The following is a 26,968-nucleotide window of genomic DNA, read 5'->3' on the forward strand; positions in this document are numbered from 1 at the left end:
CGCGGCGGCGCCTTCGTGGTAACGTACGCGGCCATGTTCCGCGAGCTTCTGGTCACCGTCGCGGTCGCGGCCATCGTCTACGCCGTCGTGCGCGCCCGCACCCGCGCCGCCGCGGTGGGGCGGCAGCAGCGCAGCCCCCGGCCCGCGGAGGTCTTCCCCTGGCGGCAGGCGGCCTGGACCTTCGTCGCCCTCACCCTCCTCATCGGGACCGCCATCGGCTACCACCAGTGGCGCGCCCGTCAGGAGGTGCTGCTGGTGCGGGTGGTCAACGGCGCCACCGGCGAGGTCGCCACCTACCGGGCCCGGCGCGGGGCCATCCGCGCCCGCGCGTTCGAGACCGTCGACGGGCGCATCGTGACCCTGGCCGAGACGGAACGGCTGGAGGTCCTGGACCGACCCCTGGAGGAGAGACCATGAGTGAAGGCGGCTTCCACCACCCCGACCGCGATGCGGCCTACGACGAGGCGCGGCTGGCCAAGCGCAACCTCTGGTCCTCGCCGCACCTCGTCTGCGACTACTACGGGCTCCTGCCCGGCCAGGCGCAGAAGGCGCACGCCCACGCCGGCAACGACAAGCTCTACTGCGTCCTGCGGGGCCGCGTGGAGGTGCAGCTCGGCGAGACCCGGCGCGAGCTCGGCCCCGGCGAGGTGGCGGTGGCCCCCGCCGGGGTGGTCCACGGGCTGCGCAACCCCGGTCCCGAGCCCGCCCTGGTCCTCACCGTGATGGCCCCGCCGCCGGCCTGATCCCCCGTCCTGGCTACCCCCACCGGGGGACCCGCGGGGGCTTGCCAAACCGCCCGCCTTGGCGCATGATCGCGCGCCATTCAGGGCCGGTTCAGCCGGCCCCGCGCCCAATGGAGGCGTACCCTTCGGGGCGGTGGCAGGGGGTCTCAAGCGATGGACCCGGGCGGCCGACAGAAGAGGCGGGACTGGCGCGAGGGCGAGGGCATGGGCGCACCCGCAGCCAGGCATCGGGCCGACGAGCTCAGCGTCGATCGGCTGGCGCGCGAGAGCCGACGCTACGCCGGCTCCTGCGGCACCTCCGAGCGCGCCGCCGGCGCCGGCCTGCGCCCCGCCTTCCGCGACCGCGACACCGGCGAGGTCTTCCTCGCCCGCTTCGCCGACGGCCGCCCCGCCCCCCTGCACATCCTCGACGGCCTCCCGGCCCGCTACGTCACCCGCCGCGACGCCCGCGGCTGCGTCCTCGCCGTCACCGCGGCCATCGAGGCCGGCTTCGTCGACGCCCTCGGGTTCTTCCTCACCCGCGCCGAGGCCGCCGCCCGCTACCGCTGAGGCTCAGCGGGCGAGGAAGCGCGACATCTCCGCGAGCGCCGCCGCCATCACGGCCCCGTCCGGCCGCGCCTGCGGCAGCGGCCGCCAGGTGCGGTAGTCGTAGGCCTCCAGCGGCCGCATCTGCTCCGAGACGAAGACGCGCCCGCCGCTCGCCACCGCGATCCGCCCCCAGCTGCCCAGGACCCGGAAGGGGCGCGGCGAGGTGTCGATGAGGGGCCGCCCGTTGGCGTAGCTCCCCGGCGGGCTCGTGCAGCCGAGGGCGTCGCCCAGGAGGGTGGGCAGCAGGTCCACGTGGCTGGTGGGATGCGTGAACACGCGGTGCGTCCCGCCCGGCCAGCGCACCAGCAGCGGCACCTGCACCTGCCAGGGCGAGAAGTTGCTGTTGTGGCCCCAGAAGTTGCCCCCGGTCTCGTTGAACTCCTCGCCGTGGTCGGAGGTGACCACCACCACCTGCGGCCGCCCCCGGCGCTCCAGTGCCTCCACCACCTGCGCCACGAGGCGGTCGTCGTACCAGATGGCGTTCTTGTATCGGTTGCGGTAGGGGACGGGGTCGAAGTCCGGTCCCAGGGCGAGGAAGTCGATGCGCGCCCACACCGGCCGGAACGGCGCCGGCGGCTGCGGCGGGTAGTCCTTGCCGTGGGGGGCGTCGTAGTAGAGGAAGGCGAACAGGGGGCGCGGGTCGTCGGGGTCGAGCTCGGCGAGGAAGCGCTCGGTCATGCGCCGGTCGCGCTCGGCCACCGAGCGGCCCGGGATCTCCAGGGTGATGCGGTCGCGCACGTTGGCGAAGACGGTGGCATCGAAGGGGGGGCTTGCGAGGCCCGCGCTGCCGTAGGCGAGGATGCGGTAGCCGCGCGCACGGAGGGCGTCGAAGAGGACGCTGCCGCGCTGGGCCCGCTTCATCGGGTCCCAGTAGCTCGCCACGAGCCCGGTCATGAGGCTGAAGACCCCGTAGCGCGAGGCGTTGCCGCCGCTCAGGTGATCCGTGAACACCCAGGCCTGCCGGCCGAGGCGCCAGAGGTTGGGCGTCACCTCCGGGTCCAGCATGTCGAAGCGCCAGCTGTCGATGACCACCACGACGATGTCGGGGGCGGGGCCGTCGGCCGGGCAGCGCAGCGGCGCGAGGGGATAGCGCAGGGTGCCGCCGGCCGCGGCCAGCGCCGCCCCCCGCGGCGGCTCGATCCCGAACCGCTCGCGCAGGAACTTGCGCGCGGTGGCCGGCGCCACCACCGGAAGGAGCCGCCCGTGGCGGGTGATGGCCGCATCGCCGCGGGCGTCGGCCACCGCGTGATAGGCGTTGGCGGCGAGCAGCAGTGCCGCCATCGCCCCCGCCACCGTCCACCCCCGGCGCAGCCTGCCGGCCCCGAGCGCCCGCCACACCGCCGCCGCAAGCCCGGCGCAGAGCAGCAGCAGCAGCGCCACCACACCCGCCGCCGCGGCCACCGTGCCGCTGCCCAGCGGCAGCATCCGCCCCGCCGCCCCGCCGGTGAGGATCTCCCACACGAAGCCGTTGAGATGGAAGCGGTAGAGGCGGTAGACCACCGCGTCCACGCCCACGAAGGCGGCGGCCGCGGTCCCCAGCGCCACCCCCAGCGCCAGCACCGCGGTCCGGCGCCCCGTGAGCAGCGCCGCAAGCGCCAGCGGCGGCCAGAGCAGGAGGAAGACCAGGCCCGTCAGGTGCGCCGGGACAATGGCGAGGACGAAGGCCCACTCCCGCGCCGAGGCGGGCGCGCCGGACCCGCCCAGCACCTCGGCGAGATACCAGAGGCTCTCGATCCAGAGCAGGCCCGAGACGCCGAACAGGAACCAGCCGCTCCAGCGCAGCAGCCGCCCCCGCGCCCCCATGAACGACCCGCGATCCCGTGGCATGTCCCCGACTCCCGCCGCGACGGCCGCCGATCCTGCCAGAGGGGACCCGCCGGCGCAACGCGGCGGCGCGGGGGGATGACAGGAGCGCCGCCGGCGGGCAGGATGGGAGGCGACGGCACCGGCGGGAGACGCGGGCGATGACACGGGAAGCGAAGCTCGTCTGCTGGCGCTGCGGCACCGCCCTCGACGGCATCGGGCCGCGCCTCGGCCGGCGCGATGCCTGCCCCGCCTGCCGCGCCGAGCTCCACGTCTGCCGCATGTGCGCCCTGTACGACCCGGCGGCCGCGGGCCAATGCCGCGAGCCCGTGGCCGAGCCGGTGGCGGAGAAGACGCGGGCCAACTTCTGCGGCTACTTCACGCCGCGCCCCGGGGCCTACGCCCCCCGCCCCGACGACGGCGCGGCACGCCGGCGCCTGGCCGCGCTCTTCGGCGAGGACGACGCCGCGGACGCCCCGGATGCGGCGGCCGACCCGGCGGAAGCCGTGCGGCGCCTCTTCGGCGAGGACTGAGCCCCTGCGCCCCCGTGCCCTCAGCGCGCCGGCAGACGCCCCCGCAGCCCCTCGGCCCCGCGCACCGGCCCGCCCATGCCGGCCGCCACGCGCAGCGTCCCGACCTCCCGCGCACCCCGCCCGTCCGCCAGCCGCAGCAGATAGCGCCCCGGCGGCAGGTCCGCCGGCAGCGTCAGGCGGAAGACCCCGCCAGCGGCCCGCGCCGAGACGTCCGGCAGCGGCCGCAGGGCCGCCACCGCCTCCGGCGCCGGCGCGCCGTAGACCGCCTCCGGGTCAGCCGCCAGCCGGTCCACCGCGGCCGCCAGCGGCTGGCGCCGCGCCGGCCCGAGGCCGTCCGCCCCCACCGCCGCGGTCACCAGCGCACCCGCGCCCGCCACGTGCAGGACCGGTCCCGCCAGCGCGAGCGCCCGCGCGCCGGGGACCACGAGCCGCCCGGCCGGGGACCACCCCCCCGCCGCCGCGCGCCGCCAGCACGCCACCTCCGCCGATTCCGCGAGGGCGCAGAGCAGCCCGCCCTCCGCGGCGAGGCGCACCAATCCCGCCGCCGCCGGGACATCCGCGTCGGCCGGGCCGCCGTCGAGGCGCCGCCCCTGCAGCCGCCCGTCGGCCCCGATCCAGTAGAGGACCCCGGCCGCCACCGCCGCATCCCGCCACGGACCGGCCACCGCCAGCGCGGGGCCGTCCGCCGCACCGGCGCGCAGGACCACCAGCCCCGCCGCCGGATCGCCGGCCGCCACCCAGCGTCCGTCGCTCCACACGCGTCGGACCGGCATGCCGACGGGATGCCATCCCCGCAGCGCCGGGGCATAGGGATCGGACAAGTCCACCTCCCCCACGCCCAGGCCGCCCAGCGCCACCCAGACCCGCCCACCGGCCGCGGCCACGTCGGCCACCCCGGCGGCGGCCAGCATGGAACCCGCCCAGGTGGGGTTGAGGGGGTTGCGCACGTCGAACACCAGCAGACCGCCGTGGCCCGCCGCAGCCAGCAGCCACCGTCCGCTGCGGGCCAGCCCCCGCACCTCCGCCCCCCGCGGGTAGCCGTCGGTGACCCGCATCCGCCCCGGCTCGCCCACGTCGACGGCGAGCATCCCCGCCCACCAGTCCAGGACGTAGGCGCTCGTCCCGCGCAGGGCGACGCCCCACGCCATGCCCGGGGTGTCGAGGACACCGAGGAGCCGCGGCGCCGCGGGGTCGGCGAGGTCGTAGACGCGCAGCCCCGCATCCCAGTCGGCGACGTAGAGGCGGCCGTCGGCGAGCGCCAGCCCCCGCGCCGGCCCCGGCATCGCCAGCCGCCCCCGCAGGCGCGGGCGGGCGGGATCGGCGAGGTCCAGGACCAGCACGCCGTCGTCGTAGGTCCCGACGTAGGCCAGCGTCCCGGCCAGCACCACGTCCTCGGCGTCGAGCCCTTCGTGGCGGTAGCGGCCGCGGAGGCGCGGATGCGCCGGGTCCGAGAGGTCCAGCGTGAGCACGCCGCCCTCGGCGTCGGCGACCACGCCCAGGGTCCCCCGCACCGCCACCGACCAGGCCTTGCCCGGGGTGTCCAGGGTGGCGACGAGGCGCGGGCGGGCGGGATCGGTGACGTCGATCACGTGCAGCCCGGCCCGGTGCGCCGCGAGATAGAGGCGCTGCCCCGCCGGCACCGGGGTGTAGGCGAGCCCAGGCAGCGCCAGCCGCGCCAGCAGCCGCGGCCGCCGTCGGTTGCGCACGTCCACCACCGACAGGCCGCGGTCGTCGTCGGCGACGTAGGCGATGCCGTCGCGGACCGCCACCCCCTTGGCCGAGCCGGGGGTGTGGAAGGTGGTCACCAGGCGCGGTCGCGCCGGATCGCGCAGGCTGTAGATGCGCAGCCCCGCGAACCAGTCCGCGACGTAGAGCCAGTCGCCCTCCACCGCCGCCCGGCGCTGGCCGCCGAAGTTCACCCCCTCGCCCGGGCCGAGGCCCTCGTTGCCGAAGCGCGGCCCTCCGGCGCCCGCCGCCGGCTCCAGCCACAGCCGGGCCCCCGCGCGCACCCCCGGCACGGTCACGCGCACCGTCTCGCCGGGCCGCGCCGCCGCCGGCTCCAGCCGCGCCGGCCCCGGCGCCGCGCACCCGGCCAGCGCCAGCGCCGCCAGCGCCCCGAAGACGCCGCCGAGCCGCCCTCTCCTCCCGAATCCAGCCGCCATCGCCCTCCCCCGCTCCACCGCAAGGCCCGCCATTGTAGCCGCCGCGCGGCCGGGGCTCGTCTGGTGAGCCCGTGAGCGGGCATCATGTGCGCCACACCCGGGCCACGGAGGCGCCCCTTGCTCACGGTCCATCACGGCAACCGCCTGGAGCGGCTCGCGGCGCGGCTCGCGACGGAGCTCGCCTTACCCCGCGGCGATGCCCTCACCCCCGACACCGTGGTGGTGCCCAACGCCGCGGTGGGGCGCTGGCTCGCCCTGCGCCTTGCCGACCACCTGGGCATCGCCGCCAACCTCCGGCTCCTGCTCCCGGCGGAGTTCGCATGGACCCTCTTCGCCCGCCTCCTCGGCGACGTCCCCGCGCGCACCGGCTACGACACCGAGGCCCTCACCTGGCGTGTGCTCGCCGCCCTCGAGGGCGACCTCGCGGGGCTCGAGCCGCTCGCCGGCTACCTCGCGCGCGCCGGACGGGACCCGCGCCAGCGGCTGGCGCTGGCGCGCCGCCTCGCCGCCGTCCTCGACGTCTACCAGACCCACCGGCCGGACTGGATCCTGCGCTGGGACAGCGCCGCGGAGGCGCCCGACGACCCGGTGCTGCGCTGGCAGGCCCGCCTCTGGCGCCGCATCGCCCCCCGCGGCGCGCCCCACTGGCCGTGCCTGCTCCGCCGCTGCCTCGAGCGGCTCGCGGCCGACGCGCCGCCGCCCGGGCTGCCGCCGCGGCTCGACCTCTTCGCCCTCCCGGCGCTCTCGCCGGGCTACCTCGACCTCCTCGAGGGCCTCGCCCGCCACATCCCCGTCGCCCTCTACGTCCTCGACCCCTGCCGCGCCTACTGGGGCGACGTGGTGCCCGAGCGGCTGCTCGCCCGCCGCGCCGCCGAGGGCCGCCCCCTGCCCCACGCCGAGAGCGGCCACCCGCTGCTGGCCTCCCTCGGGCAGCAGGTCCAGGCCTTCCTCGACGCCCTCTGGGCGAGGGACGTGCACGACGAGGACCACTTCGAGGCCCCGTCGGAGGCGACCCTGCTCGGACGCATCCAGCGAGACATCCTGGACCTGCGCCCCCCCGCCGGCGAGCCCCAGCGGCTCGCGGAGACGCAGTCGCTGCAGATCCACGTCTGCCACGGCCCCCTGCGCGAGGTGGAGGCCCTCCACGACCGCCTTCTCGACCTCTTCGCGCGCCAGACCGACCTCGCCGCCACCGACGTCGCGGTGCTGGTGCCGGATCTCGCCACCTACGCCCCGCTGGTGGAGGCGGTCTTCGGCGCCGCCGGGCGCATCCCCTACACCGTCGCCGAGCGCGCCGCCGCCGACGGCGCGCCCCTGGTGACCGGCTTCCTGGGGCTGCTGGAGGCGGCCCGCAGCCGCTTCGAGGTGGATCGCATCGCCGACCTCCTCGAGATCGCCCCCGTGCGCCGGCGCCTCGGGCTCGGGGAGGGCCAGCTGCCGCTGCTGCGGCACTGGCTGCGCAGCGCCGGGGTGCGCTGGGGGCGCGACGGCGCCCACCGCGCCGCCGAGGGCCTGCCCGCGGTGGAGACCCATACCTGGGCCGAGGGCCTGCGCCGCCTCCTCCTCGGCTACGCCCTGCCGGGCGAGGGCGAGCGCCTCTACGACGGACTCGTCCCCTGCGACGACGTGGAGGGCCAGGACGCCGAGGCGCTGGGCCTGCTGTGCCGGTTCGTGGAGGCGCTCGGCGCACTCGGCGCGGCGCTCGCCGAGCCGAGGCCGCCGGCGGCGTGGCGCGGCTTCCTGCTCGACGTCGTGGCGCGCTTCCTCGCCCCGGGCGAGGCGGACGAGAGCGAGCACCGCAGCCTCTGCGAGGCGGTGGAGGCGCTCGCCGCCGACGCCGAGGCCGCCGGCTTCGACCGCCCCGTCCCCTTCGCCGTCGTGGAGAGCGAGCTGCGCCGGCGCCTCGCCCGCCCCCGCGGCGGCAGCCCGCGCCTCGCCCGCGGCGTCGTGGTCGGCCCCATGCGCGCGCTGCGCGGGCTGCCCTTCCGCGTCGTCTGCCTGCTCGGCCTCAACGACGGCGACTTCCCCCGCGTGCGCGCCGACGACGGCCTCGACCGCACGCGGGCGCACCCCCGCCGCGGCGACCCCGACCCCCGGGCCGAGGATCGCGGGCTGTTCCTCGACGCCCTCCTCAGCGCCCGCGACGCCCTCCATCTCAGCTACGTGGGCCGCGACGAGCGCGACGACAGCCCCCGCCCGCCCTCCGTGGTCCTCGCCGAGCTCATGGACCTGGTGCGGAGCCTCCACGGCGAGGAGGGCCTGCGGCGGATCACCGTCGTCCACCGCCTCCAGCCCTTCCATCCGGACTACTTCCGCCCGGACGGCCCCCTCTACAGCCACGACGCGACGCTGTGCGAGGGCGCCCGCCGCCTCGTCGCCCGGGAGCCGGACCCCACGCCCCCCGAGCGGCGGCTGTTCCCGGCGCCCCTGCCGGCGCCGGAGGAGCCGGAACTGACCCCGCAGGCCTTCGCCCGGCTGCTCCGCCACCCGGTGGACTTCCTCCTGCGCGAGCGCCTCGGGGTGCGCCTCGAGACCGCGCCGGAGGTGCTCGAGGCCCGCGAGCCCTTCCTTCCCGACCCGCGGCAACGCCAGCGCCTGCGCGCGGTCCTGCTGCGGCGGGCCCTGCGCCAGGGCGCCCCGCCCGACCCCGGGGAGGCACGCGCCCTGCTCTCCGGCCTCGGCCTCCTCCCCCACGGCGAGGCGGCCGCCGCGCTCGCGGCCGGGCGTGCCCATGGCGAGCTGGCCGCGCTCTGGGCCCAGGCCGCGCCCCATCTCGCGCGTCCGCCGCGTCCGCCGCTGCCGGTGGACCTGGAAGCGGGGCCCCTGCGCGTGCGCGGCGTCCTCGACGACCTGCGCGAGCACGGGCGGCTGGTGCTCCTCGCCGGGCGGCTGCGCGCCCACCACCTCGTGGAGCACTGGGTGCTGCACCTGCTCGCCGGCGCCGTCCTCGCGACGCAGGGGGAGCCGGCCCCGCCCACGCACCTCGTCGCCCACGGTAGCCTCGCCCGGCTCGCGCCCACGGATGCCGGGACCGCGGCGGCGGCGCTGCAGGCCCTGGGGGCGCTCGCCGCCCAGGCCCTGCGCAAGCCCGTGCCCTTCGTGCCCGTGGTGTGGCTCGCGGAGGTCGCCGATGCGCTGCGCGAGGCGGGCCTGCCCCACGTCACGGCGCGGGATCCGGCCACGGCCTGGGAGGGCAGCGACTACGTCACCGCGGCCCGCGACGATCCGGCCCTGCGCCTCGTCTTCGGCGAGGGGCGCGAGGCCGACGAGCTGGATTTCGCGCATCCCCCCGGCCTGCTCGGGATCCTGCTCGCCGGCCTGGAGGGGGTGCGATGAGCCGGTCCGCGCAGCCGACGCAGCGCCCCGCTCCCTTCGACCCCCTCGAGGTGCCCGTCGCCGGGTGGAACCTGGTGGAGGCGAGCGCCGGCACGGGCAAGACCTGGAGCCTCGTCACCCTCTACGTCCGGCTCGTCGCCGAGTGCGGCCTGCGCCCGGAGCAGATCCTCGCCATCACCTTCACGCGCGCCGCCACCGCCGAGATGCGCGAGCGCATCCGCGCCCGCCTCGTGGGGCTCTGGCAGGCCTGCCGCGGCGGTGCGCCGGAGGACGAGGCCATGGCGCGCCTGCTCGCCCGCCTGCGCCGCGACCCCGGTCTCGAGGCCGCGGCCGGGCGCCTGGAGCGGGCGGTGCGCGACTTCGACCTCGCCGCCGTGCACACCATCCACGCCTTCTGCCAGCAGGTGCTGGCGGAGCACGCCTTCACCGGCGGCGCCGCGCTGGATGCCGAGCTGGACGAGGACACCGCCGAGGACGTGCGGGCGGTGCTGGAGGACTTCTGGCGCCGACGTATCGCCCCCCTGCCCCCCGATCTCCTGGAGGCCTTCGCCGAGGTCTGCCCGGACCCCGCCGCGCTGCAGCGGACGCTGCGGGACCTGCTGCCCAAGCCCTACCTCCGCGTCCCCGAGGGGTGGCACGGCGGCGACGGGCCCGATCTCGGCCCCCTCCTCGCGCACCGGGACGAGGCCTGGGCGGCGGTGCGTGAGGCCGCGGCCGATCTCGACTCCGCCGGCGCCGTGCTGGAGGCCTTCCTCGCGGGCGACTGCCGGCTCAACAGCCGCGACCGGATCCGCCGCGGGTTCGAGGCCCTGCGCGCGGCGCTCGGCGGCGACCGGCCCCCGCCCCTCGACGACGACCTCGCCGCGATCCGCGCCGCCCACCTGGCGCGCTGCACGCGCAAGGGGGGCACGCCCCCGGACCACCCCCTCTTCCGGCGCATGGAGGCCTACGCCGAGGCCGCCGAGGAGCTCCGGCAGGCGCTTGCGCGGCGCGTCCCCGGCCTCCTCGTCGAGGCCCTGAGGACGGTCTGGCGCGAGCTCCCGGCAAGACTCGAGGCCGACGGCCGGCGCGCCTTCGACGACCTGCTGCGCGGCCTCCAGCGCGCCCTCGAGGACCGCACCCGGGGCGAGGCCCTGGCCCGCGCCGTCGCCGAGCGCTTTCCCGTCGCCCTGGTGGACGAGTTCCAGGACACCGACCCCATCCAGTACGCCATCCTCCGCCGCATCTACGGCGGGGGGCGGGGCCGCGCGGTCTTCCTCGTGGGCGACCCCAAGCAGGCCATCTACGCCTTCCGCGGCGCCGACGTCCACACCTACCTCGCCGCCGCCGGCGCGGTGGACCGCCGCTACGCGCTCACCGTGAACCGGCGCGCGACCCCGCGCCTGGTGGCCGCCTTCAACGCCTTCTTCGGCCGCATCACCGATCCCTTCGGCGCCGTCCCCATCGCCTATCCCCCGGCGGAGGCCACCGCCGATCCCCCCCTGCGCCTGCTCGTGGACGGCGAGGAGCCGGCGCCGCTGCGCCTGCGGGTCGTGGAGGGCGCGCCTCGCGACCGCGCCGCCACCGCCGTCACCGTGGCCGCCATCCGCGAGCTCCTCGCCCTCGGCGCGGCCGGGCGCGCCGTCCTCGTCGGCCGCGACGGCGCGCGCCGCCCCCTCGCGGCCCGGGACATCGCCGTGCTCACCCGCTCCAACGCCCAGGCCGAGACCATGCGCCGGGCGCTCGCGCGCGCCGGCATCGCCGCCGCCTGCGCCACCCAGGCCTCGGTGTTCGAGAGTGCCGAGGCGCGCATGCTGCTGCGCGTCCTCGCCGCGGTCCTCGCCCCCGCCGACGACGGCGCCCTGCGCGCGGCCCTGCTCACGCCGCTCTTCGGCCTCGACGCCTGCCAGCTCGACGCGCTCCCGGCGCGGGAATACGACGACCTGGTGCAGGAGGCGGCGGAGCTCGGGCGGCTCTGGCGCGAACGCGGGTTCATGCCCATGTTCCGCGCCCTCCTCGCCCGCCGCGGCGGGGCCGCCCGCCTCCTCGCCGGACCCGACGGGGAGCGCGCCATGACCAACCTGCGCCACCTCGCCGAGCTCCTGGAGGCCGAGGCCGACGCCCGCGGGGCCCGCCCCGAACGGCTCCTCGACTGGCTCGCCGAGCGCGTCCACGGCCTCGTCCCGGCAAGCCCGGTGCACCAGCTGCGCCTGGAGAGCGAGGGCGAGCTGGTGCAGATCCTCACTATCCACCGCAGCAAGGGCCTGGAATTCCCGGTGGTCTTCTGCCCCTTCCTGAACGGCGGTCTGGGGCCGGTGCGGGAGCCGCTCGCCGCGGCCCACGACGAGGACGGGCGGGCGGTCCTCGTCCCCGACCCGGACGGTGCGTGGGAGGAACGGATCCGTGACGAGCGCTGCGCCGAGCTGCTGCGGCTGCAGTACGTGGCCCTGACCCGCGCCGCCTGCCTGTGCGAGATCGCCTGGTGGGTGCCGCCGCCGCGGTCGCAACAGCGCTGGAGCCCGCTCCGCCACATCGCCGAGGGCGCAGCCGGCCCCGCCGATCTCGCCGGCCCCGACATCGTCGTCCTGCGCGGCCCGCCGCCCGAGGCGCCGCCCGCGCCCCCGGCGGAGACCGCCGCCGAGCCCCTCGCCGCGCGCACCCCGCCGGCGGTGGATCCGGGACCGCGCCTGACCAGCTTCACCGCCATCGCCGCCGGGGTCGAGGCGGTGGCCGACCACGACCCCGAACCCGCCGCCCCCGCGGCCGAGGACGGCGGCGAGGGCATCCACGCCTTCCCCCGCGGCGCCGTGCCCGGGAGCTGCCTCCACGCCGTGTTCGAGGCCCACGACTTCGCCGCCGCGGACCGCGCCGCACTGGAGCGGCTGTGCACCGAGCGGCTGCGGGCCTTCGGCCTCGAGACCTCCTGGACCCCGGTGCTCGCCGACGCGGTGGAGCGCACCCTCGCCACCGCCCTCGACGACGCCGGCCTGCGCCTCGCCGGCCTGCCGCGCGCGCGGCGGAGCGACGAGATGGTCTTCCACCTCCCGGCGCGGGTGGAGCCCGCCCGCCTCGCCGCGGTCCTGCGGGCGCACGGCGCCGCGCCCCACCGCCGCCTCGCCGAGCGCCTCGCCGGGCTGCCATGGGCGCCGCTGCAGGGCTACCTCACCGGCGCCATCGACCTCGTCTTCGAGGCCGACGGCCGCTACTGGATCGTCGACTACAAGTCCAACCGCCTCGGCCCCACCGCCGAGGACTACACCCCCGAGCGCATCGCGCGCGCCATGGACGAGCGCCTCTACACCCTGCAGTACCTACTCTACACCGTGGCCCTGCACCGCCACCTCGCGCGGCGGCTGCGCGGCTACGACTATGCGCGCCACTTCGGCGGCGTCTTCTACCTCTTCGTGCGGGGCATGGACCCCGCCACGGGACCACGCCGCGGGGTCTTCGCCGACCGCCCGCCGCGGCCGCTGGTGGAGGCCCTCGACGCCTGCTTCCGCGGGGACGGTGCGGCATGAGCCGGCTGCTGCAGCGCTGGCTGGACGCGGGGCGGGTGCGCGACCTCGACGTCCACTTCGCCCGCACGCTGGGCGCCGACGACGACGCCGTCGCCGCCGCCTTCGCCCTCGCCAGCCAGGCCACCGGCCTCGGCCACGTCTGCCTCGACCTCACCGCCCTCGCCGCCCGGGGCGGCGATGCCGGAGACTGGCGTCCGCCGCCGCTGGCGGAGTGGACGGCACGGCTGCGCGCCCACCCCCACGTCGGCGCCCCCGGCGAGGCCCGCCCCCTGATCCTCGACCACGCAGGCCGCCTCTACCTCTACCGCTACTGGGCCTACGAGCGCCGCATCGCCGAGCGCCTCGCCGCCCTCGCCGCGCCGCGCACCGACGCCCCCGAGGCGGCCTGGCTGCGCCGGCGCCTCGAGGAGCGCTTCCCGGACCCGCCCCCCGGGGCGACCGTGGACTGGCAGCGGGTCGGCGCCGCCGTCGCCCTCCTGCGCGGCCTGTGCGTGCTCTCCGGCGGCCCCGGCACCGGCAAGACCACCACCATGGCGCGCGTCCTGGCGCTGCTCGCCGAGCACCGCGGCCCGCGCCTCCGCGTCGCCCTCGCCGCCCCCACCGGGAAGGCCGCGGCGCGCATGCAGGACTCGGTGCGCGCCCTGCGCGCCGCGGGCGCGCTCCCGGCGGAGGTGGCCGCGGTCCTGCCCGAGGAGGCCCACACGCTGCACCGGCTGCTGGGCCTGCACCCGCTGACGCGCCGCCCGCGCCACGGCCCCGATCACCCGCTGCCCCACGACGTGGTGGTGGTGGACGAGAGCTCGATGGTGGACGTCGCCCTCATGGCCCGGCTCCTCGACGCCTTGCCGCCCCATGCGCGCCTGCTCCTCCTGGGCGACAAGGACCAGCTCGCCTCGGTGGAGGCGGGCAGCGTGCTCGCGGACCTCTGCGGGCCGGCGCCGGGCTTCACGCCGGGGTTCGCCGACACCCTCCGCGAGGCCACGGGGCAGCCCGTGCCCGCCGGCCCATCCCCGGCGCCGGGGCCGCTGCAGGACAGCATCGTGCTCCTGCGGCACAGCCACCGCTTCCGCGACGACGGCGGCATCGGCGCCCTCGCCCGCGCGGTGCAGTCCGGCGACACGGCGGCGGTGACGGCCGCCCTGCGCGCCCGGGACCCCGCCGTCCGCTGGCGGGACACGCCCGACCTGCGCGCCCGCGACGAGGCCCTCGCCCGCCGCGCCCCGGCGCTGTTCGAACCCGCCCTCGCGCGGGCGCGCCCGGGTGCCGATCCCCTCGACGTCCTGCGGGCCTACACCGCCTGGGGCGTGCTCTGCGCCCACCGCGAGGGGCCCGCCGGGGCCCGCCGAATCAACCGCGTGGTGGAGGCCGCCCTCGCGGGTGCCGGCCTCGTCCCCCCCGACCGGGCCTGGTACCCGGGCCGCCCCGTCATGGTCCTCGGCAACGACTACACCCTGCGGCTGTTCAACGGCGACATCGGCGTCGTCCTGCCCGATGACGACGGCACCCTGCGGGTCTGGTTCCCGGCCCCCGACGGCGGCCCGCCACGGGCCTTCGCCCCGGCACGGCTGCCCGCCCACGAGACCGTCTACGCCATGACCGTGCACAAGAGCCAGGGCTCGGAGTTCGCGCGGGTGCTGCTGATCCTGCCGGAGCGGCCCACGCGCGTCCTGACCCGCGAGCTCCTCTACACCGGCATCACCCGCGCGCGGGAGGCGGTCGAGGTCTGGGGTCCGGCCGAGGTGGTCGCGGCCGCGGCGGCGACCCCGACCCGGCGCAGCTCCGGGCTGCGCGACGCGCTCTGGCCGCAGGCGGCGGCGCAGTGACATCCGCGCCGACGGAAACGGCCGCCCCCGGGGCGGCCGCGTAATCCTCCGATTTCGTTGGTCGGGGCGAGAGGATTTGAACCTCCGACCACCTGAACCCCATTCAGGTGCGCTACCAGGCTGCGCTACGCCCCGTGTGGGAAAGGGCCCGGCGAGCGGGCGCGGCCATGATAACTGATCCGCCCCGCGGTTGTGAAACCGCCTCAGCCCTTGAGGATGCGCAGGACCTCCTCGAGGTCCTGGCGGAGCTGGCGCACGATCTGCCGACTCTGCTCGAGATCGCGCCGCCCGGCCTCGCCCGCGAGCCACTGGCGGGCGCCGCCGATGGTGAAGCCCTGGTCGTAGAGGAGGCTGCGGATCTGGCGGATGACGATGACGTCCTGGCGCTGGTAGTAGCGGCGGTTGCCGCGGCGCTTGACCGGCTTGAGCTGCTCGAACTCCTGCTCCCAGTAGCGCAGCACATGCGGCTTGACGCGGCAGAGCTCGGCCACCTCGCCGATGGTGAAGTAGCGCTTCGCCGGGATCGGCGGAAGGTCGTCGTCGCTACCGGCTTCCAGCATCGCGCTCGTCCTCGCCGCCGGTGTAGGCCTCGACGCGCTGCTTGAGCTTCTGCCCCGCGCGGAAGGTCACCACGCGACGGGCGCTGATGGGGATCTCCTCCCCGGTCTTGGGGTTGCGGCCGGGGCGCTCGTTCTTGTCCCGGAGGTCGAAGTTGCCGAAGCCCGAGAGCTTGACCGACCGCCCCGCCTCCAGCGCCGAGCGGATCTCCTCGAAGAAGGCCTCCACGAAGTCCTTGGCCTCGCGCTTGTTGAGCCCGACCTCCTCGAAGAGCCGCTCCACCATGTCCGCCTTCGTCAGTGCCATCGACCTCAGTCCCTCAGCGCCGCCCCGAGCCGCTCCCCCAGCAGCCGCGTCACCCTCTCCATGACGGCATCCACCTCCTCGTCCTTGAGCGTGCGCGCCTGCGCCTGCAGGGTCAAGCCCAGGGCCAGACTTTTCTTCGTCGGTTCAATGCCCTTGCCGCGGTAGACGTCGAACACGGTGAGCCCCACCAGGAGCTCGCCGGCGGCCTCGCGCACCACCCCCGCCACCGCCGCCGCCGGGGTCGCCTCGTCCACCACCACGGCCAGGTCGCGCCGGATGGCCGGATGGCGCGAGATGGGGCGGAACCGCGGAATCCCCGTCTCTTCCAGCGTCGCCAGCGAAAGCTCGAAGAGGATCGCCCCCCCCTTGAGGTCGAGTTCCCGTTCTGCCGCGGGATGCAGGGCCCCCATCCATCCCACCGTGCGCCCCGCCCGCTCGATGCGCGCCGACTGGCCGGGGTGGAGCGCCGGGTGATGCTCGGGGACAAACATAACTTCCTGATTCCAGCCGGTCAACGAAAGCAGCGCCTCCACGTCCGCCTTGACGTCGTAGAAGTCCACCGGCCGCCTCGGCTCGCCCCACTGCTCCGGCAGGGCGTCCCCCGCCGCCACCCCGGCCACCATCGGCTCCTGCACCAGCCCCTCCTCGCCGGGGAGGAAGCGCAGGCCCACCTCGAACAGGCGCACCCGCTCGCGCTGGCGGTTGCGGTTGTGCCGCAGGGCCCCCAGCAGCCCCGCCCACAGCGTCGTCCGCATCACCGCCATCTCCGAGGAGATGGGGTTGGCGAGCCGCAGCGGCGCGCGCCCCGGGTCGAGCACCGCCTGCACCGCGGGGTCCACGAAGCTGAAGGTGATCGCCTCCTGGTAGCCGCGATCCACCAGCGCCGCGCGCACGCGCGCAAGCGCCACCCGCCCCTCGGGGCAGGGCAGCATCGCCGCCGGCATCGCCGGCAGCGCCTCCGGCACGCGGTCGTAGCCGCGCACCCGCGCCACCTCCTCGACCAGGTCCTCCTCGATGGCGATGTCGAAGCGGCGGCTCGGCGGCACCACCTCCCAGCCCTCGCCGGTGGGCGTGACCTCCATGCCGAGGCGCTCGAGGATCGCCTCCACCTCGCCCGCCGGGACCGCAGCGCCCAGCACCCGCTCGAGACGGCGGTGGCGCAGGCGCACGCGCGGGCGGGCCGGCAGGTGCTCGGGCGCGACGGCCTCGATCACCGGCCCGGCGCGCCCGCCGCAGATCTCCAGCAGCAGCGCCGTCGCCCGCTCCATGGCCGTGCGCTGAAGCTCGGGATCGACGCCGCGCTCGAAGCGGTAGCCGGCGTCGGTCTGCAGCCCGTAGCGGCGCGCGCGCCCGAGGATCGCCCGCGGCGCGAAGAAGGCGCTCTCGAGGAGGACGTCGCGGGTCTCGGGCCCGACGCCGCTCGCCTCCCCGCCCATGATCCCGGCGAGCGCCACCGGCCCCGTGTGGTCGGCGATCACCAGCACCTCCGGGTCGAGGGCGACCTCGCGCCCGTCCAGCAGCCGCAGCCGCTCGCCCGCCTCGGCGCGGCGCACGCGGATGCCGCCGCGCAGCCGCGCAAGATCGAAGGCGTGCATGGGCTGGCCGAGCTCGAGCAGGACGTAGTTGGTCACGTCCACCAGCGGCCCGAGGCTGCGGATGCCGCTGCGACGCAGCCGCTCGCGCATCCACAGCGGCGTCTCGGCGGCGGGATCGACGCCGCGGACGATGCGCCCCACGTAGCGAGGGCAGCCCTCGGCGTCGAGCAGCTCCACCGGCAGCGCATCCTCGATGGCCGCCGGGACCGGCTCGATGGCGGGCGCGCGCAGCGGCGCCCCGGTGAGCGCCGCCACCTCCTGCGCGATCCCGGCGATGCCGAGGCAGTCGCCGCGGTTGGGGGTCAGCTCGATCTCGAGGCAGCGGTCGTCCAGGGCCAGCGCCTCGCGCAGGTCGGTGCCCGGGGCGAGATCCGCCGGCAGCTCCATGAGGCCGTCCGACTGCTCGGCAAGCCCCAGCTCCCGCGCCGAGCACAGCATGCCCTCGGAGGCGACGCCGCGCAGCTTCGCCCGGCGGATCCGGACCCCCTCCGGGAGGCGCGCGCCGACGCGGGCGAAGGGCGCGTGCAGGCCCTCGCGCACGTTGGGGGCGCCGCACACCACCTGCCGGGGCTCCGGGCCGCCGTCGTCCACCTCGCACACGCGCAGCCGCTCGGCGTCCGGATGCGGCGCCACCCGCCGCACGCGCCCCACCACCACCCCCTCGAAGGGCGGGGCCGCCGGCTCCACCGCCCCCACCTCGAGCCCGGCCATGGTCAGCCGCTCGGCCAGGGCCGCCGTGTCGAGGTCGGGGTCCACCCACTCACGCAGCCAACGTTCGCTGAATCGCATGCCTTCCCACCCGTGGCGCCGTCTACCGGAACTGCTCCAGGAAGCGCAGGTCGTTCTCGAAGAAGAGCCGCAGGTCGTCCACCCCGTAGCGCAGCATGGCGAAGCGCTCCACCCCGAGACCGAAGGCGAAGCCGGTGTAGCGCTCGCTGTCGATCCCCACGTGGCGGAACACCGCCGGGTGCACCATCCCGCAGCCGAGCACCTCCAGCCAGCCGCTTCCGCCGCAGACGCGGCAGCCGCCGCCGCCGCAGATCACGCACTGGATGTCCACCTCCGCCGAGGGCTCGGTGAAGGGGAAGTAGGAGGGGCGGAAGCGCAGCGCCAGCTCGCGCTCGAAGAAGTGGCGCACGAACTCGTGCAGCACGCCCTTGAGGTGGGCGAAGCTCACCCCCTCGTCCACCAGCAGCCCCTCCACCTGGTGGAACATGGGGCTGTGGGTGACGTCGGAGTCGCAGCGGTAGACCCGCCCCGGGGCGATGATGCGCACCGGCGGCGGCTGCCGCTCCATGACCCGGATCTGCACCGGCGAGGTGTGGGTGCGCAGCAGGGTGCGGGCGTCGAAGTAGAAGGTGTCGTGCATGGCCCGCGCCGGATGCTCGGGCGGGATGTTGAGGGCCTCGAAGTTGTGGTAGTCGTCCTCCACCTCGGGACCCTCGGCGACCTCGAAGCCCATGCTGCGGAAGAGGGCCTCGATGCGCTCCAGGGTGCGCGTCACCGGGTGCAGCCCCCCCGGCGACTGCCCCCGCCCCGGCAGGGTGACGTCGATCCGCTCGGCCGCCAGGCGCGCCTGCAGCGCCGCCTCCTCCAGCGCGCCGCGCCGCGCCTCGACCGCCTCCTGCAGCCTCGCCTTGGCCTCGTTCACCGCCCGCCCCGCGCGCGGGCGCTCCTCGGGGCCGAGCCGCCCGAGGCCCTTGAGGTACTCGGTCAGCCGCCCCTTCCTGCCGAGATAGGCGACGCGGACGGCGTCGAGGGCGGCCAGGTCCTGCGCCTGCCCGATCCGCCCCAGGGCCTCGGCAACGATGCGCTCCAGCTCTTCCACGGTCTCCCCCGTTGCAGTGCCCGGAAACGCGACGCGGGGGAAAGGCCCAAGGCCCTTCCCCCGCGCCGTGCCTGCCATGCCCCCCGCGGGGGCCGCCGGCTCAGCCGTTCGCCAGGGCGGCCTTGGCCTTCTCCGCCAGGGCCGCAAAGGCCTCGCGGTCGTGCACGGCGAGATCCGCCAGGACCTTGCGGTCGAGCGCCACGGAGGCCTTGCGCAGCCCGTCCATGAAGCGGCTGTAGGACAGCCCGCACTCGCGCGCCGCGGCGTTGATGCGCACGATCCAGAGGGCGCGGAACTGCCGCTTGCGCTGCTTGCGGTCGCGGTAGGCGTACTGGCTCGCCTTGATCACCGCCTGCTTGGCGACCCGGAACACCTTCCGCCGGGCGCCGTAGTAACCCTTGGCCTGCTTGAGGACCTTCTTGTGACGGGCCCGCGCCGTCACGCCACGCTTGACTCGAGGCATCGTCCCCCCTCCCTCAGGCGTATGGCAGCAGACGGCGCACGGCGCGCACGTCGGCGTCGGCGATGAGCGCCGTCTTGCGCAGCTGGCGCTTGCGCTTGGGGCTCTTCTTCGTGAGGATGTGGTTGTGGTGCGACTGGGCGCGCTTGAAGCGGCCCGTGGCGGTGCGCTTGAAGCGCTTCGCCGCCCCGCGGTTGGTCTTCAGCTTCGGCATTTTTTCACCTCTCGACGCAGGTTTCTGTTGCGGGCGGCCCAGGCAAATGCCACCGGCCCGGCCGCCCCGGCGCCCCTCAGCCCTGCTGGGGGCGCTTCTTGGGGGCGATCACCATCACCATCTGACGCCCCTCGAGCTTGGGATACTGCTCGACGGTGCCGTACTCGGCGAGGTCCCGCTCCACCCGCTCCAGCAGCCGCAGCCCGATCTCCTGATGGGCCATCTCGCGGCCGCGGAAGCGCAGCGTCACCTTCGCCTTGTCGCCGTCGCCGAGGAAGCGGATGAGGTTGCGCAGCTTGACCTGGTAGTCGCCCTCGTCCGTCCCCGGCCGGAACTTGATCTCCTTGATCTGGATCTGCCGCTGCTTCTTGCGGGCGGCGGCGCGCTTCTTGCTCTGCTCGAAGCGCCACTTGCCGTAGTCCATGATGCGGCAGACCGGCGGCCGCGCATCCGGGACGATCTCCACCAGGTCCAGCCCCGCCTCCTCGGCGATGCGGCGTGCCTCGTCGGTCGGCACGATGCCGACCTGCTTTCCGTCGGGATCGATCAGCCGCACCTCACGGACGTTGATGTCGTCGTTCAGGCGCAGCGGCTTGTCGTCGGCAGCGATATCTCAGCCCTCCAAAGCAACGCGGCCGAGCCGCGCAACGTCCTCGGCGAGACGGGCGGAGAACGCATCCGGGGACATCGTCCCCAGGTCCTCGCCGTCGCGCGTGCGCACGGCCACGGCCGCCTGTTCGACCTCGCGGTCCCCCACCACGAGGAGATAGGGGATGCGCTGAATCGAGTGCTCGCGGATTTTATAGCCGATCTTCTCGTTCCTCAAGTCGGCCTCCACGCGGAAACCCCGCTTTTCAAGGGCTTCGCGCACCTCGGCCGCCCACGCGGCATGGCGGTCGGTGATCGTGAGCACCACCGCCTGGACCGGGGCGAGCCAGGGCGGCAGGGCGCCCGCGTGGTGCTCGATGAGGATGCCGATGAAGCGCTCGAGCGAGCCCAGGATGGCCCGGTGCAGCATCACCGGCGTGCGGCGGCTGCCGTCCTCGGCCACGTACTCGGCGCCGAGGCGCCCCGGCATGGAGAAGTCCACCTGGATCGTGCCGCACTGCCATACCCGATCGAGGCAGTCGCGCAGCGAGAAGTCGATCTTGGGCCCGTAGAAGGCGCCCTCGCCCGGCTGCAGCGTCCAGTCGAGGCCCTTGGCCTCGAGCGCCTCCTCCAGCGCCTTCTCGGCCTTGTCCCAGACCTCGTCCGAGCCGACCCGCTGCTCCGGCCGGGTGGAGAGCTTGACGATCACCTCGTCGAAGCCGAAGTCGCGGTAGACCTCGAAGAGCAGGTCCACGAAGGCCGAGACCTCGTCCTGGATCTGGTCCTCGGTGCAGAAGATGTGGGCGTCGTCCTGCACGAAGTTGCGCACCCGCATCAGCCCGTGCAGCGTGCCCGAGGCCTCGTTGCGGTGGCAGGAGCCGAACTCGGCGAGGCGCAGCGGCAGGTCGCGGTAGCTCTTCAGCCCCTGGTTGAAGATCTGGATGTGGCAGGGGCAGTTCATGGGCTTGATGGCGTACTCGCGGTCCTCCGAGCGCGTGGTGAACATGTCCGCGCGGAATTTCGCCCAGTGCCCGGAGCGCTCCCACAGCGAGCGGTCCACGATCTGAGGCGTGCGCACCTCCTGGTAGCCGCGCCCGCGGATCTTGTCGCGGATGTACTGCTCGACGATGCGGTAGACGGTCCAGCCCCGCGGGTGCCAGAAGACCATCCCCGGCGCCTCCTCCTGGAAATGGAAGAGGTCGAGCTTGCGGCCGATCTTGCGGTGGTCGCGCTTCTCCGCCTCCGCCAGCCGGTGCAGGTAGGCCTTGAGCTCCTTGCGGTCGCGCCAGGCGGTGCCGTAGATGCGCTGCAGCATCTCGTTGCGCGCATCGCCCCGCCAGTAGGCGCCGGCCACGTTCATCAGCTTGAAGGCCTTGAGCCGGCCGGTGCTCGGCACGTGCGGGCCGCGGCACAGATCCACGAAGTCCCCCTGCCGGTAGAGGGAGATCTCCTCGCCCTCGGGGATGTCGCGGATGATCTCGGCCTTGTACCGCTCCCCCATCTCCTCGAAGAAGCGGATCGCCTCCTCGCGCGGCATCACCTGGCGCTCCACCGGGATGTCCGCCGCGGCGAGCTCGCCCATGCGGCGCTCGATGGCCTCGAGGTCCTCGGGCGTGAAGGGGCGGGCGTAGGCGAAGTCGTAGTAGAAGCCGTTCTCGATCACCGGCCCGATGGTGACCTGCGCCTCCGGATAGAGGGACTTCACCGCCTGGGCGAGCAGATGGGCCGTGGAGTGGCGGATGATCTCCAGCCCCTCCTCGTCGCGCTCGGTGACGATGGCCACCTCGGCATCGCGGTCGATGACGTGCGAGAGGTCCACGAGGCGGCCGTCGACGCGCCCCGCGATCGCCGCCCGCGCCAGCCCCGGCCCGATGGCCTCGGCCACCTCGCGCACCGTCACCGGCGCATCGAAGCCGAGCCGCTTGCCGTCCGGCAACGTCACCACCGGCATCCGACACCTCCTCTCGTCCCCGGGCGCCCCCCGCGCCCGACGAAAAAGGGCACTGCCGCGCAGTGCCCGCAGGCCCCGGAAAGGGCGCCCTGCATCGCGCCCCCCAGCGCGCCAAGCCGCGGCGCAGGCTAGCACCGGGCCGCCCCCGTGTCAAACCGCGCGGACCCAAGGCGCGTCTCTAACCGCTTGTTCCTGCGGCATTTCCCGGATGGACCCGCGTCCCGCCGGCGGCCCCCCGAGGGATCCCGCCGCGGCATCGCCCCGCCCGACGTCCGGGTGTGATCCCGGCCGCCCCCGCGCAGGCCTTGCGCCAACGAAAAAAGGGCTGCGCCCGATGCGCAGCCCTTTGCGGTTGGTAGGCGCGATTGGACTCGAACCAACGACCCCCACCATGTCAAGGTGGTGCTCTAACCAGCTGAGCTACGCGCCTGCAGCGGCGCTAAAAGATACCCGCGGGCGGCATCCATGGCAAGCCGGATCCGGGCCCGGCAGCGCCCCGGCGCGGGCCGCCGCCGGCACGGGGGCGGCCCGCGGGCCGCCCCCGGCGCCTCAGGAATGGCCGTCCCCGTCTCCGTGGCCGCGCGCTTCCTGCGCCGCGGCGGTGCGGCCGCGGTGGAAGGCCTGGTGGACGTAGGTCAGCACCGCCCACCGCTCGGCCTCGCTGAGCATGCCCTTGAAGGCGGGCATGGCCGAGCCCGAGCTGCGGAAGGGCTCCACCGTGCCCCCCTCGCTCACGCGCCAGAAGAGGTAGGCATCGCCCTTGGTGCCGGTGCCCCCGTGGAAATGGCGCGTGAGGTCGGCGGGCTTGTGCTGCAGGCTGGCCGCCATCGGCCCGGTGCCGCGGCCGTCGCTGCCGTGGCAGACGGCGCAGTTGCGCTGGAAGATCTCCCGCCCCCGGGCCGCGAGGGCGGCATCGTCCCAGCGGTCCCAGCGCCGGCCGGCGTACTCCGCCGGCGGATCCACCCAGCGGTCGTGGGCATGCCCGCCCATGGCGCCGTGCCCCTCCGCCATGGCCCCGCCGTGACCGCCCCCATGGCCGCCCCCGGCCATCGCAGCCCCGGCCGCAAGTCCAACGACGAAGACGATGCCCGCCACCCGGGCGCCCCTGTTCGCTCCACGCTTCATGTCGCAATCCTCCACGATGTGCTCCACTCGCGCGGCCCCGCAGGACCGCGCAGGACGATTCCCGATGCGCTTCGATCAGGCGTGGAGGAGCGGAGCGGGCGGAAGGCGCAGGCGCCGCAGGAGGAGATAGAGCGGCCTTCGGCGGCGCCGACGCACCAGGCGCCTGAGCAGCCGCGGCGCGACGCCGCCGCCCGCAAGGGCAAGGGGGAACACGGCCGGCGGCAGCACCGGGGCCCAGGCGCCGCCGCCGTCCTGGCCCTTGCCGGCGAGGGCCGGCACCCAGCCGCCGTCGAGGCCGACGTCGCAGTGCGCACCGCTGCCGGCGACGAGACCGCTCTCGACGTGCGGCAGCGCGGCATGGGCGACCTCGCACCAGGGCCGCCCCGCCACGAGGACCCAGGCCGCCACCAGGAGGACGAGCCAGAACCGCAGCGGCCGCCGCGTCTTCCCCTTCCCCATGAGGCCCGAGGGTGACCCAGGACCAGCCCGTCCGTCAACCCGGCGCCGCGGTCGGATTCACGCCCCCGCCGCGCGCGGCGCGTCCTCGTCGGGCAGGCCGAGGCCGAAGCGGCGGATGCGGCGGATCTCGTCGCGCAGCCGCGCCGCCTCCTCGAACTCGAGGTCGCGGGCGTGGCGGTACATGCGCTCCTCGAGCTCGCGGATGCGCCGCGCGAGCACCTCCGGCGGCTCGCGGTAGTGCGCCGCCTCCTCGGCCACCGCGTCGGCGCGGCGGGCCGGCCCGGGCGCCCCCGGGCGCGCCGCCTCCATGATGTCGGCCACCGCCTTCTCGATGCTGCGCGGGGTGATGCCGTGGGCCTCGTTCCAGGCGAGCTGCCGCCGCCGGCGCCGCTCGGTCTCGGCGATCGCCCGCTGCATGGAGCCGGTGACGGTGTCGGCGTAGAGGATGGCCTTGCCGCGCACGTTGCGGGCGGCCCGGCCGATGGTCTGGATCAGCGACCCCTCCGAGCGCAGGAAGCCCTCCTTGTCGGCGTCGAGGATGGCCACCAGCGACACCTCGGGCAGGTCCAGACCCTCGCGCAGGAGGTTGATGCCGACGAGGACGTCGAAGGCGCCGAGCCGGAGGTCGCGGACGATCTCCACCCGCTCCACGGTGTCGATGTCGGCGTGCAGATAGCGCACGCGCACGCCGTGCTCGTGCAGGAACTCGGTGAGGTCCTCCGCCATCCGCTTGGTTAGCGTGGTGACGAGGACGCGGTCGCCCAGGGCGACGCGCTCGCGGATCTCGGACAGCAGGTCGTCCACCTGGGTCGAGGCCGGGCGCACCTCCACCTCCGGGTCCACCAGCCCCGTGGGCCGCACCACCTGCTCCACCACCTGGCCCGAGCGGGCGAGCTCGTAGGGCCCCGGGGTGGCGGAGACGTAGATGGCCTGCGGCGCGCGGGCCTCGAACTCGTCGAAGCGCAGCGGCCGATTGTCCAGCGCCGAGGGCAGGCGGAAGCCGTACTCCACCAGCGTCTCCTTGCGCGAGCGGTCGCCGCGGTACATGCCGCCGAGCTGCGGGATGGTGACGTGGCTCTCGTCCACGATGAGGAGCGCATCCGGCGGCAGGTAGTCGAGCAGCGTCGGCGGCGGCTCGCCCGGCCGGCGCCCGGAGAGATAGCGGGAGTAGTTCTCGATCCCGGCGCAGTAGCCGAGCTCGAGCATCATCTCCATGTCGTAGCGGGTGCGGCTCTCGAGGCGCTGGGCCTCGAGCTCGCGGCCGGCCGCCCGCAGCTCGGCGAGGCGGGCCTCGAGCTCCTCGCCGATGGCGGCCACGGCGGCCTCGATGGTGGCGCGGGGCGTGACGTAGTGGGTCTTGGGGTAGACGGTGTAGCGGGGCAGGTCGGCGAGCACCTCGCCGGTGAGCGGGTCGAACAGGCGCAGCGCCTCCACCTCCTCGTCGAAGAGCTCCACCCGCACCGCCTCGCGCTCGGACTCGGCCGGGTGGATGTCGATGACGTCGCCGCGCACGCGGTAGGTGCCGCGCTCGAGGGCGACGTCGTTGCGCCGGTACTGGAGCTCGGCGAGCCGGCGCAGGATCGCGCGCTGGTCGACGAGGTCGCCGCGGCGAAGATGCAGCACCATCCCGTGGTAGGCCTCGGGGTCGCCGAGGCCGTAGATGGCCGAGACCGTGGCCACGATCACCACGTCGCGCCGCTCCATCAGGGCCTTGGTGGCCGAGAGGCGCATCTGCTCGATGTGCTCGTTGATGGAGGCGTCCTTCTCGATGTAGGTGTCGGTGCTGGGGACGTAGGCCTCGGGCTGGTAGTAATCGTAATAGGAGACGAAGTACTCCACCGCGTTGCGGGGGAAGAAGGCGCGCATCTCGCCGTAGAGCTGCGCCGCCAGGGTCTTGTTGGGGGCGAGGATCAGGGTCGGCCGCTGCACGCGGGCGATGACGTTGGCCATGGTGAAGGTCTTGCCCGACCCGGTCACACCGAGCAGGGTCTGGTGCGCGAGCCCGTCCTCGAGCCCCCGCACGAGGGCCTCGATGGCGGCGGGCTGATCCCCCGCGGGCTCGAAGTCGGCCACCAGCTCGAAGGGGCGGGCGGCGGGCTTTTCGTGCTGCATGGCGTCACTATAAGATGGGCGACCGCCGTTCGGGTTCCTCACCATAGGAAGACGCCAGTGAAGCTGCAACTGTCCGACCGCGTCCAGGCGATCAAGCCCTCGCCGACCCTCGCCGTCACCGCCCGCGCCCAGGAGCTGCGCGCCCAGGGCAGGGACATCATCGGGCTCGGCGCCGGCGAGCCCGACTTCGACACCCCGGACCACATCAAGGAGGCCGCCATCCAGGCCATCCGCGACGGCTTCACCAAATACACCCCGGTGGGCGGCACCCCAGGGCTGAAGAAGGCCATCGTGGAGAAGTTCCGCCGCGACAACGGCCTCGAGTACGAGCCCGCCCAGATCCTGGTCTCCGTCGGCGGCAAGCAGAGCTTCTACAACCTCGCCCAGGCCCTCCTCAATCCGGGCGACGAGGTGGTGATCCCCGCGCCCTACTGGGTCTCCTACCCGGACATGGTGCTCCTTGCCGGCGCCCGGCCCGTGATCGTCGAGGCCGGCATCGAGCAGGACTTCAAGATCCGCCCCGAGCAGCTCGAAGGCGCCATCACCGAACGCACCCGCCTCGTGGTCATCAACAGCCCCTCCAACCCCACGGGGGTGATGTACACGCGGGCGGAGCTCGCCGCCCTCGGCGAGGTCCTGCGCCGCCACCCGCACGTGCTCGTCGCCACCGACGACATGTACGAGCACATCCAGTGGTCGGAGGAGGGCTTCTCCAACATCCTCAACGCCTGCCCCGACCTCTACGAGCGCACCGTCGTCCTCAACGGCGTCTCCAAGGCCTACGCCATGACCGGCTGGCGCATCGGCTACGCCGCGGGGCCGCAGCCGCTCATCGCGGCCATGACCAAGATCCAGTCCCAATCCACCTCCAACCCCACCTCCATCGCCCAGGTGGCGGCGCAGGCCGCCCTCGAGGGGGACCAGTCCTCGATCGGGGTCATGTTGGAGGCCTTCAAGGCGCGCCACGACTTCGTGGTGGAGGCGCTCAACCGCATCCCGGGCGTGACCTGCCGCCCCGCGGACGGCACCTTCTACTGCTTCCCCAGCGTCGCCGGGGCCATCGAGCGCATCGACGGCGTCGGCGACGACGTGGCCCTCGCCGAGTACCTGCTCAACGAGGCCGGCGTCGCCGTGGTGCCGGGCAGCGCCTTCGGCGCCCCGGGCTACGTGCGCCTCTCCTTCGCCACCAGCATGGACAACCTCGAGAAGGCCCTGGCGCGCATGGCCGAGGCCCTGGCCTGACCCGCCGGAGGCGCGGGCACCCGCCCGCGCCCCGCCCGACATCCC

General features: G+C 75.2%; 21 protein-coding genes and 2 tRNA genes. 8 read left to right on the forward strand and 15 right to left on the reverse strand.

The genetic code is table 11. From position 1 onward, the window contains the following. The first annotated feature begins 15 nt into the window (after window positions 1-15). The 3 genes from EDC57_RS08700 to EDC57_RS08710 all read left to right on the forward strand — a co-directional run bounded on the left by EDC57_RS08700 (window position 16) and on the right by EDC57_RS08710 (window position 1,292). Window positions 16-417 (forward strand): hypothetical protein, encoded by a 402-nt coding sequence (locus tag EDC57_RS08700; RefSeq protein WP_148051445.1) that lies wholly within the window; start codon window positions 16-18, stop codon window positions 415-417. Next, window positions 414-743 carry a cupin domain-containing protein gene (locus tag EDC57_RS08705; protein WP_123401474.1) on the forward strand — a complete coding sequence of 110 codons (330 nt, stop codon included), beginning with the start codon at window positions 414-416 and terminating at the stop codon, window positions 741-743. The genes EDC57_RS08700 and EDC57_RS08705 overlap by 4 nt, the downstream gene beginning before the upstream one ends. 204 nt (window positions 744-947) lie before the next feature. Next, window positions 948-1,292 carry a hypothetical protein gene (locus EDC57_RS08710; protein WP_123401475.1) on the forward strand — a complete coding sequence of 115 codons (345 nt, stop codon included), beginning with the start codon at window positions 948-950 and terminating at the stop codon, window positions 1,290-1,292. Window positions 1,293-1,295: 3 nt separating this feature from the next. Here EDC57_RS08710 and EDC57_RS08715 read toward each other — a convergent pair whose 3' ends face one another. Further along, window positions 1,296-3,158: a sulfatase-like hydrolase/transferase gene (locus tag EDC57_RS08715; RefSeq protein ID WP_123401476.1), complete on the reverse strand. Its 1,863-nt coding sequence runs from the start codon at window positions 3,156-3,158 to the stop codon at window positions 1,296-1,298. 137 nt (window positions 3,159-3,295) lie between these two features. Here EDC57_RS08715 and EDC57_RS08720 point away from each other — a divergent pair, with 137 nt between their 5' ends. Continuing rightward, window positions 3,296-3,667 (forward strand): hypothetical protein, encoded by a 372-nt coding sequence (locus EDC57_RS08720; RefSeq protein WP_123401477.1) that lies wholly within the window; start codon window positions 3,296-3,298, stop codon window positions 3,665-3,667. Window positions 3,668-3,687: 20 nt separating this feature from the next. Here EDC57_RS08720 and EDC57_RS08725 read toward each other — a convergent pair whose 3' ends face one another. Then, a complete protein-coding gene (locus EDC57_RS08725) occupies window positions 3,688-5,829 on the reverse strand; it encodes an LVIVD repeat-containing protein (protein ID WP_123401478.1) in 2,142 nt (713 codons plus the stop codon). 117 nt (window positions 5,830-5,946) lie between these two features. Between EDC57_RS08725 and recC the strand changes: the two genes are divergently transcribed. From recC to recD, 3 genes are read left to right on the forward strand one after another with little or no spacing between them, the layout of a single operon-like run. Beyond that, entirely contained in the window at window positions 5,947-9,165 is a 3,219-nt protein-coding gene (recC, locus tag EDC57_RS08730) for an exodeoxyribonuclease V subunit gamma (protein ID WP_170165087.1), read from the forward strand. Continuing rightward, complete coding sequence (locus tag EDC57_RS08735; protein WP_123401480.1) at window positions 9,162-12,662, forward strand: UvrD-helicase domain-containing protein; 3,501 nt, start codon at window positions 9,162-9,164, stop codon at window positions 12,660-12,662. The genes recC and EDC57_RS08735 overlap by 4 nt, the downstream gene beginning before the upstream one ends. Further along, entirely contained in the window at window positions 12,659-14,485 is a 1,827-nt protein-coding gene (recD, locus tag EDC57_RS08740; protein WP_123401481.1) for an exodeoxyribonuclease V subunit alpha, read from the forward strand. The genes EDC57_RS08735 and recD overlap by 4 nt, the downstream gene beginning before the upstream one ends. Window positions 14,486-14,543: 58 nt before the next feature. Here recD and EDC57_RS08745 read toward each other — a convergent pair. From EDC57_RS08745 to uvrB, 13 genes are all read right to left on the reverse strand, one after another. Then, window positions 14,544-14,620 (reverse strand) — tRNA-Pro (locus tag EDC57_RS08745). Between the two features lie 68 nt (window positions 14,621-14,688). Further along, window positions 14,689-15,045: a MerR family transcriptional regulator gene (locus EDC57_RS08750; protein WP_123401482.1), complete on the reverse strand. Its 357-nt coding sequence runs from the start codon at window positions 15,043-15,045 to the stop codon at window positions 14,689-14,691. Further along, window positions 15,029-15,349 carry an integration host factor subunit alpha gene (locus tag EDC57_RS08755; protein ID WP_123401483.1) on the reverse strand — a complete coding sequence of 107 codons (321 nt, stop codon included), beginning with the start codon at window positions 15,347-15,349 and terminating at the stop codon, window positions 15,029-15,031. The genes EDC57_RS08750 and EDC57_RS08755 overlap by 17 nt, the downstream gene beginning before the upstream one ends. Window positions 15,350-15,354: 5 nt before the next feature. Continuing rightward, a complete protein-coding gene (pheT, locus tag EDC57_RS08760) occupies window positions 15,355-17,733 on the reverse strand; it encodes a phenylalanine--tRNA ligase subunit beta (RefSeq protein ID WP_123401484.1) in 2,379 nt (792 codons plus the stop codon). A 22-nt stretch (window positions 17,734-17,755) separates the two neighbouring features. After that, on the reverse strand, window positions 17,756-18,772 hold the full coding sequence (gene pheS, locus EDC57_RS08765; protein WP_123401485.1) for a phenylalanine--tRNA ligase subunit alpha: 1,017 nt from the start codon (window positions 18,770-18,772) through the stop codon (window positions 17,756-17,758). 100 nt (window positions 18,773-18,872) lie between these two features. Continuing rightward, window positions 18,873-19,235: a 50S ribosomal protein L20 gene (gene rplT, locus EDC57_RS08770; RefSeq protein ID WP_123401486.1), complete on the reverse strand. Its 363-nt coding sequence runs from the start codon at window positions 19,233-19,235 to the stop codon at window positions 18,873-18,875. A 13-nt stretch (window positions 19,236-19,248) separates the two neighbouring features. After that, the gene (gene rpmI, locus EDC57_RS08775; protein ID WP_123401487.1) at window positions 19,249-19,446 is read right to left on the reverse strand and encodes a 50S ribosomal protein L35; all 198 of its coding nucleotides are present in this window, start codon (window positions 19,444-19,446) and stop codon (window positions 19,249-19,251) included. Window positions 19,447-19,522: 76 nt separating this feature from the next. Then, complete coding sequence (gene infC / locus EDC57_RS08780; RefSeq protein ID WP_211331974.1) at window positions 19,523-20,056, reverse strand: translation initiation factor IF-3; 534 nt, start codon at window positions 20,054-20,056, stop codon at window positions 19,523-19,525. A 3-nt stretch (window positions 20,057-20,059) separates the two neighbouring features. After that, complete coding sequence (gene thrS, locus EDC57_RS08785; RefSeq protein ID WP_123401489.1) at window positions 20,060-21,985, reverse strand: threonine--tRNA ligase; 1,926 nt, start codon at window positions 21,983-21,985, stop codon at window positions 20,060-20,062. A 353-nt stretch (window positions 21,986-22,338) separates the two neighbouring features. Beyond that, window positions 22,339-22,415: transfer RNA gene (locus EDC57_RS08790), tRNA-Val, on the reverse strand. 119 nt (window positions 22,416-22,534) lie between these two features. Then, on the reverse strand, window positions 22,535-23,110 hold the full coding sequence (locus tag EDC57_RS08795) for a c-type cytochrome (protein WP_123401490.1): 576 nt from the start codon (window positions 23,108-23,110) through the stop codon (window positions 22,535-22,537). Between the two features lie 75 nt (window positions 23,111-23,185). After that, window positions 23,186-23,569, reverse strand: coding sequence for a hypothetical protein (locus EDC57_RS08800; RefSeq protein WP_123401491.1), 384 nt, complete (start codon window positions 23,567-23,569; stop codon window positions 23,186-23,188). Window positions 23,570-23,626: 57 nt separating this feature from the next. Continuing rightward, window positions 23,627-25,681, reverse strand: coding sequence for an excinuclease ABC subunit UvrB (uvrB, locus tag EDC57_RS08805; RefSeq protein WP_123401492.1), 2,055 nt, complete (start codon window positions 25,679-25,681; stop codon window positions 23,627-23,629). A 57-nt stretch (window positions 25,682-25,738) separates the two neighbouring features. Between uvrB and EDC57_RS08810 the strand changes: the two genes are divergently transcribed. Next, window positions 25,739-26,923, forward strand: coding sequence for a pyridoxal phosphate-dependent aminotransferase (locus EDC57_RS08810; RefSeq protein WP_123401493.1), 1,185 nt, complete (start codon window positions 25,739-25,741; stop codon window positions 26,921-26,923). Window positions 26,924-26,968 lie beyond the last annotated feature (45 nt).

The organism is Inmirania thermothiophila, from assembly GCF_003751635.1.
Classification (GTDB): domain Bacteria; phylum Pseudomonadota; class Gammaproteobacteria; order DSM-100275; family DSM-100275; genus Inmirania; species Inmirania thermothiophila.

Excerpts from the sequence above, each read along its gene's own strand:
- EDC57_RS08755 (WP_123401483.1), bottom strand. The coding sequence starts at position 15,349 with ATGGCACTGACGAAGGCGGACATGGTGGAGCGGCTCTTCGAGGAGGTC.
- EDC57_RS08735 (WP_123401480.1), top strand. The coding sequence starts at position 9,162 with ATGAGCCGGTCCGCGCAGCCGACGCAGCGCCCCGCTCCCTTCGACCCC.
- EDC57_RS08795 (WP_123401490.1), bottom strand. The coding sequence starts at position 23,110 with ATGAAGCGTGGAGCGAACAGGGGCGCCCGGGTGGCGGGCATCGTCTTC.
- EDC57_RS08715 (WP_123401476.1), bottom strand. The coding sequence starts at position 3,158 with ATGCCACGGGATCGCGGGTCGTTCATGGGGGCGCGGGGGCGGCTGCTG.
- uvrB (WP_123401492.1), bottom strand. The coding sequence starts at position 25,681 with ATGCAGCACGAAAAGCCCGCCGCCCGCCCCTTCGAGCTGGTGGCCGAC.
- thrS (WP_123401489.1), bottom strand. The coding sequence starts at position 21,985 with ATGCCGGTGGTGACGTTGCCGGACGGCAAGCGGCTCGGCTTCGATGCG.
- EDC57_RS08800 (WP_123401491.1), bottom strand. The coding sequence starts at position 23,569 with ATGGGGAAGGGGAAGACGCGGCGGCCGCTGCGGTTCTGGCTCGTCCTC.
- EDC57_RS08705 (WP_123401474.1), top strand. The coding sequence starts at position 414 with ATGAGTGAAGGCGGCTTCCACCACCCCGACCGCGATGCGGCCTACGAC.
- EDC57_RS08750 (WP_123401482.1), bottom strand. The coding sequence starts at position 15,045 with ATGCTGGAAGCCGGTAGCGACGACGACCTTCCGCCGATCCCGGCGAAG.
- pheT (WP_123401484.1), bottom strand. The coding sequence starts at position 17,733 with ATGCGATTCAGCGAACGTTGGCTGCGTGAGTGGGTGGACCCCGACCTC.
- EDC57_RS08720 (WP_123401477.1), top strand. The coding sequence starts at position 3,296 with ATGACACGGGAAGCGAAGCTCGTCTGCTGGCGCTGCGGCACCGCCCTC.
- rpmI (WP_123401487.1), bottom strand. The coding sequence starts at position 19,446 with ATGCCGAAGCTGAAGACCAACCGCGGGGCGGCGAAGCGCTTCAAGCGC.
- rplT (WP_123401486.1), bottom strand. The coding sequence starts at position 19,235 with ATGCCTCGAGTCAAGCGTGGCGTGACGGCGCGGGCCCGTCACAAGAAG.
- EDC57_RS08725 (WP_123401478.1), bottom strand. The coding sequence starts at position 5,829 with ATGGCGGCTGGATTCGGGAGGAGAGGGCGGCTCGGCGGCGTCTTCGGG.
- EDC57_RS08710 (WP_123401475.1), top strand. The coding sequence starts at position 948 with ATGGGCGCACCCGCAGCCAGGCATCGGGCCGACGAGCTCAGCGTCGAT.
- recD (WP_123401481.1), top strand. The coding sequence starts at position 12,659 with ATGAGCCGGCTGCTGCAGCGCTGGCTGGACGCGGGGCGGGTGCGCGAC.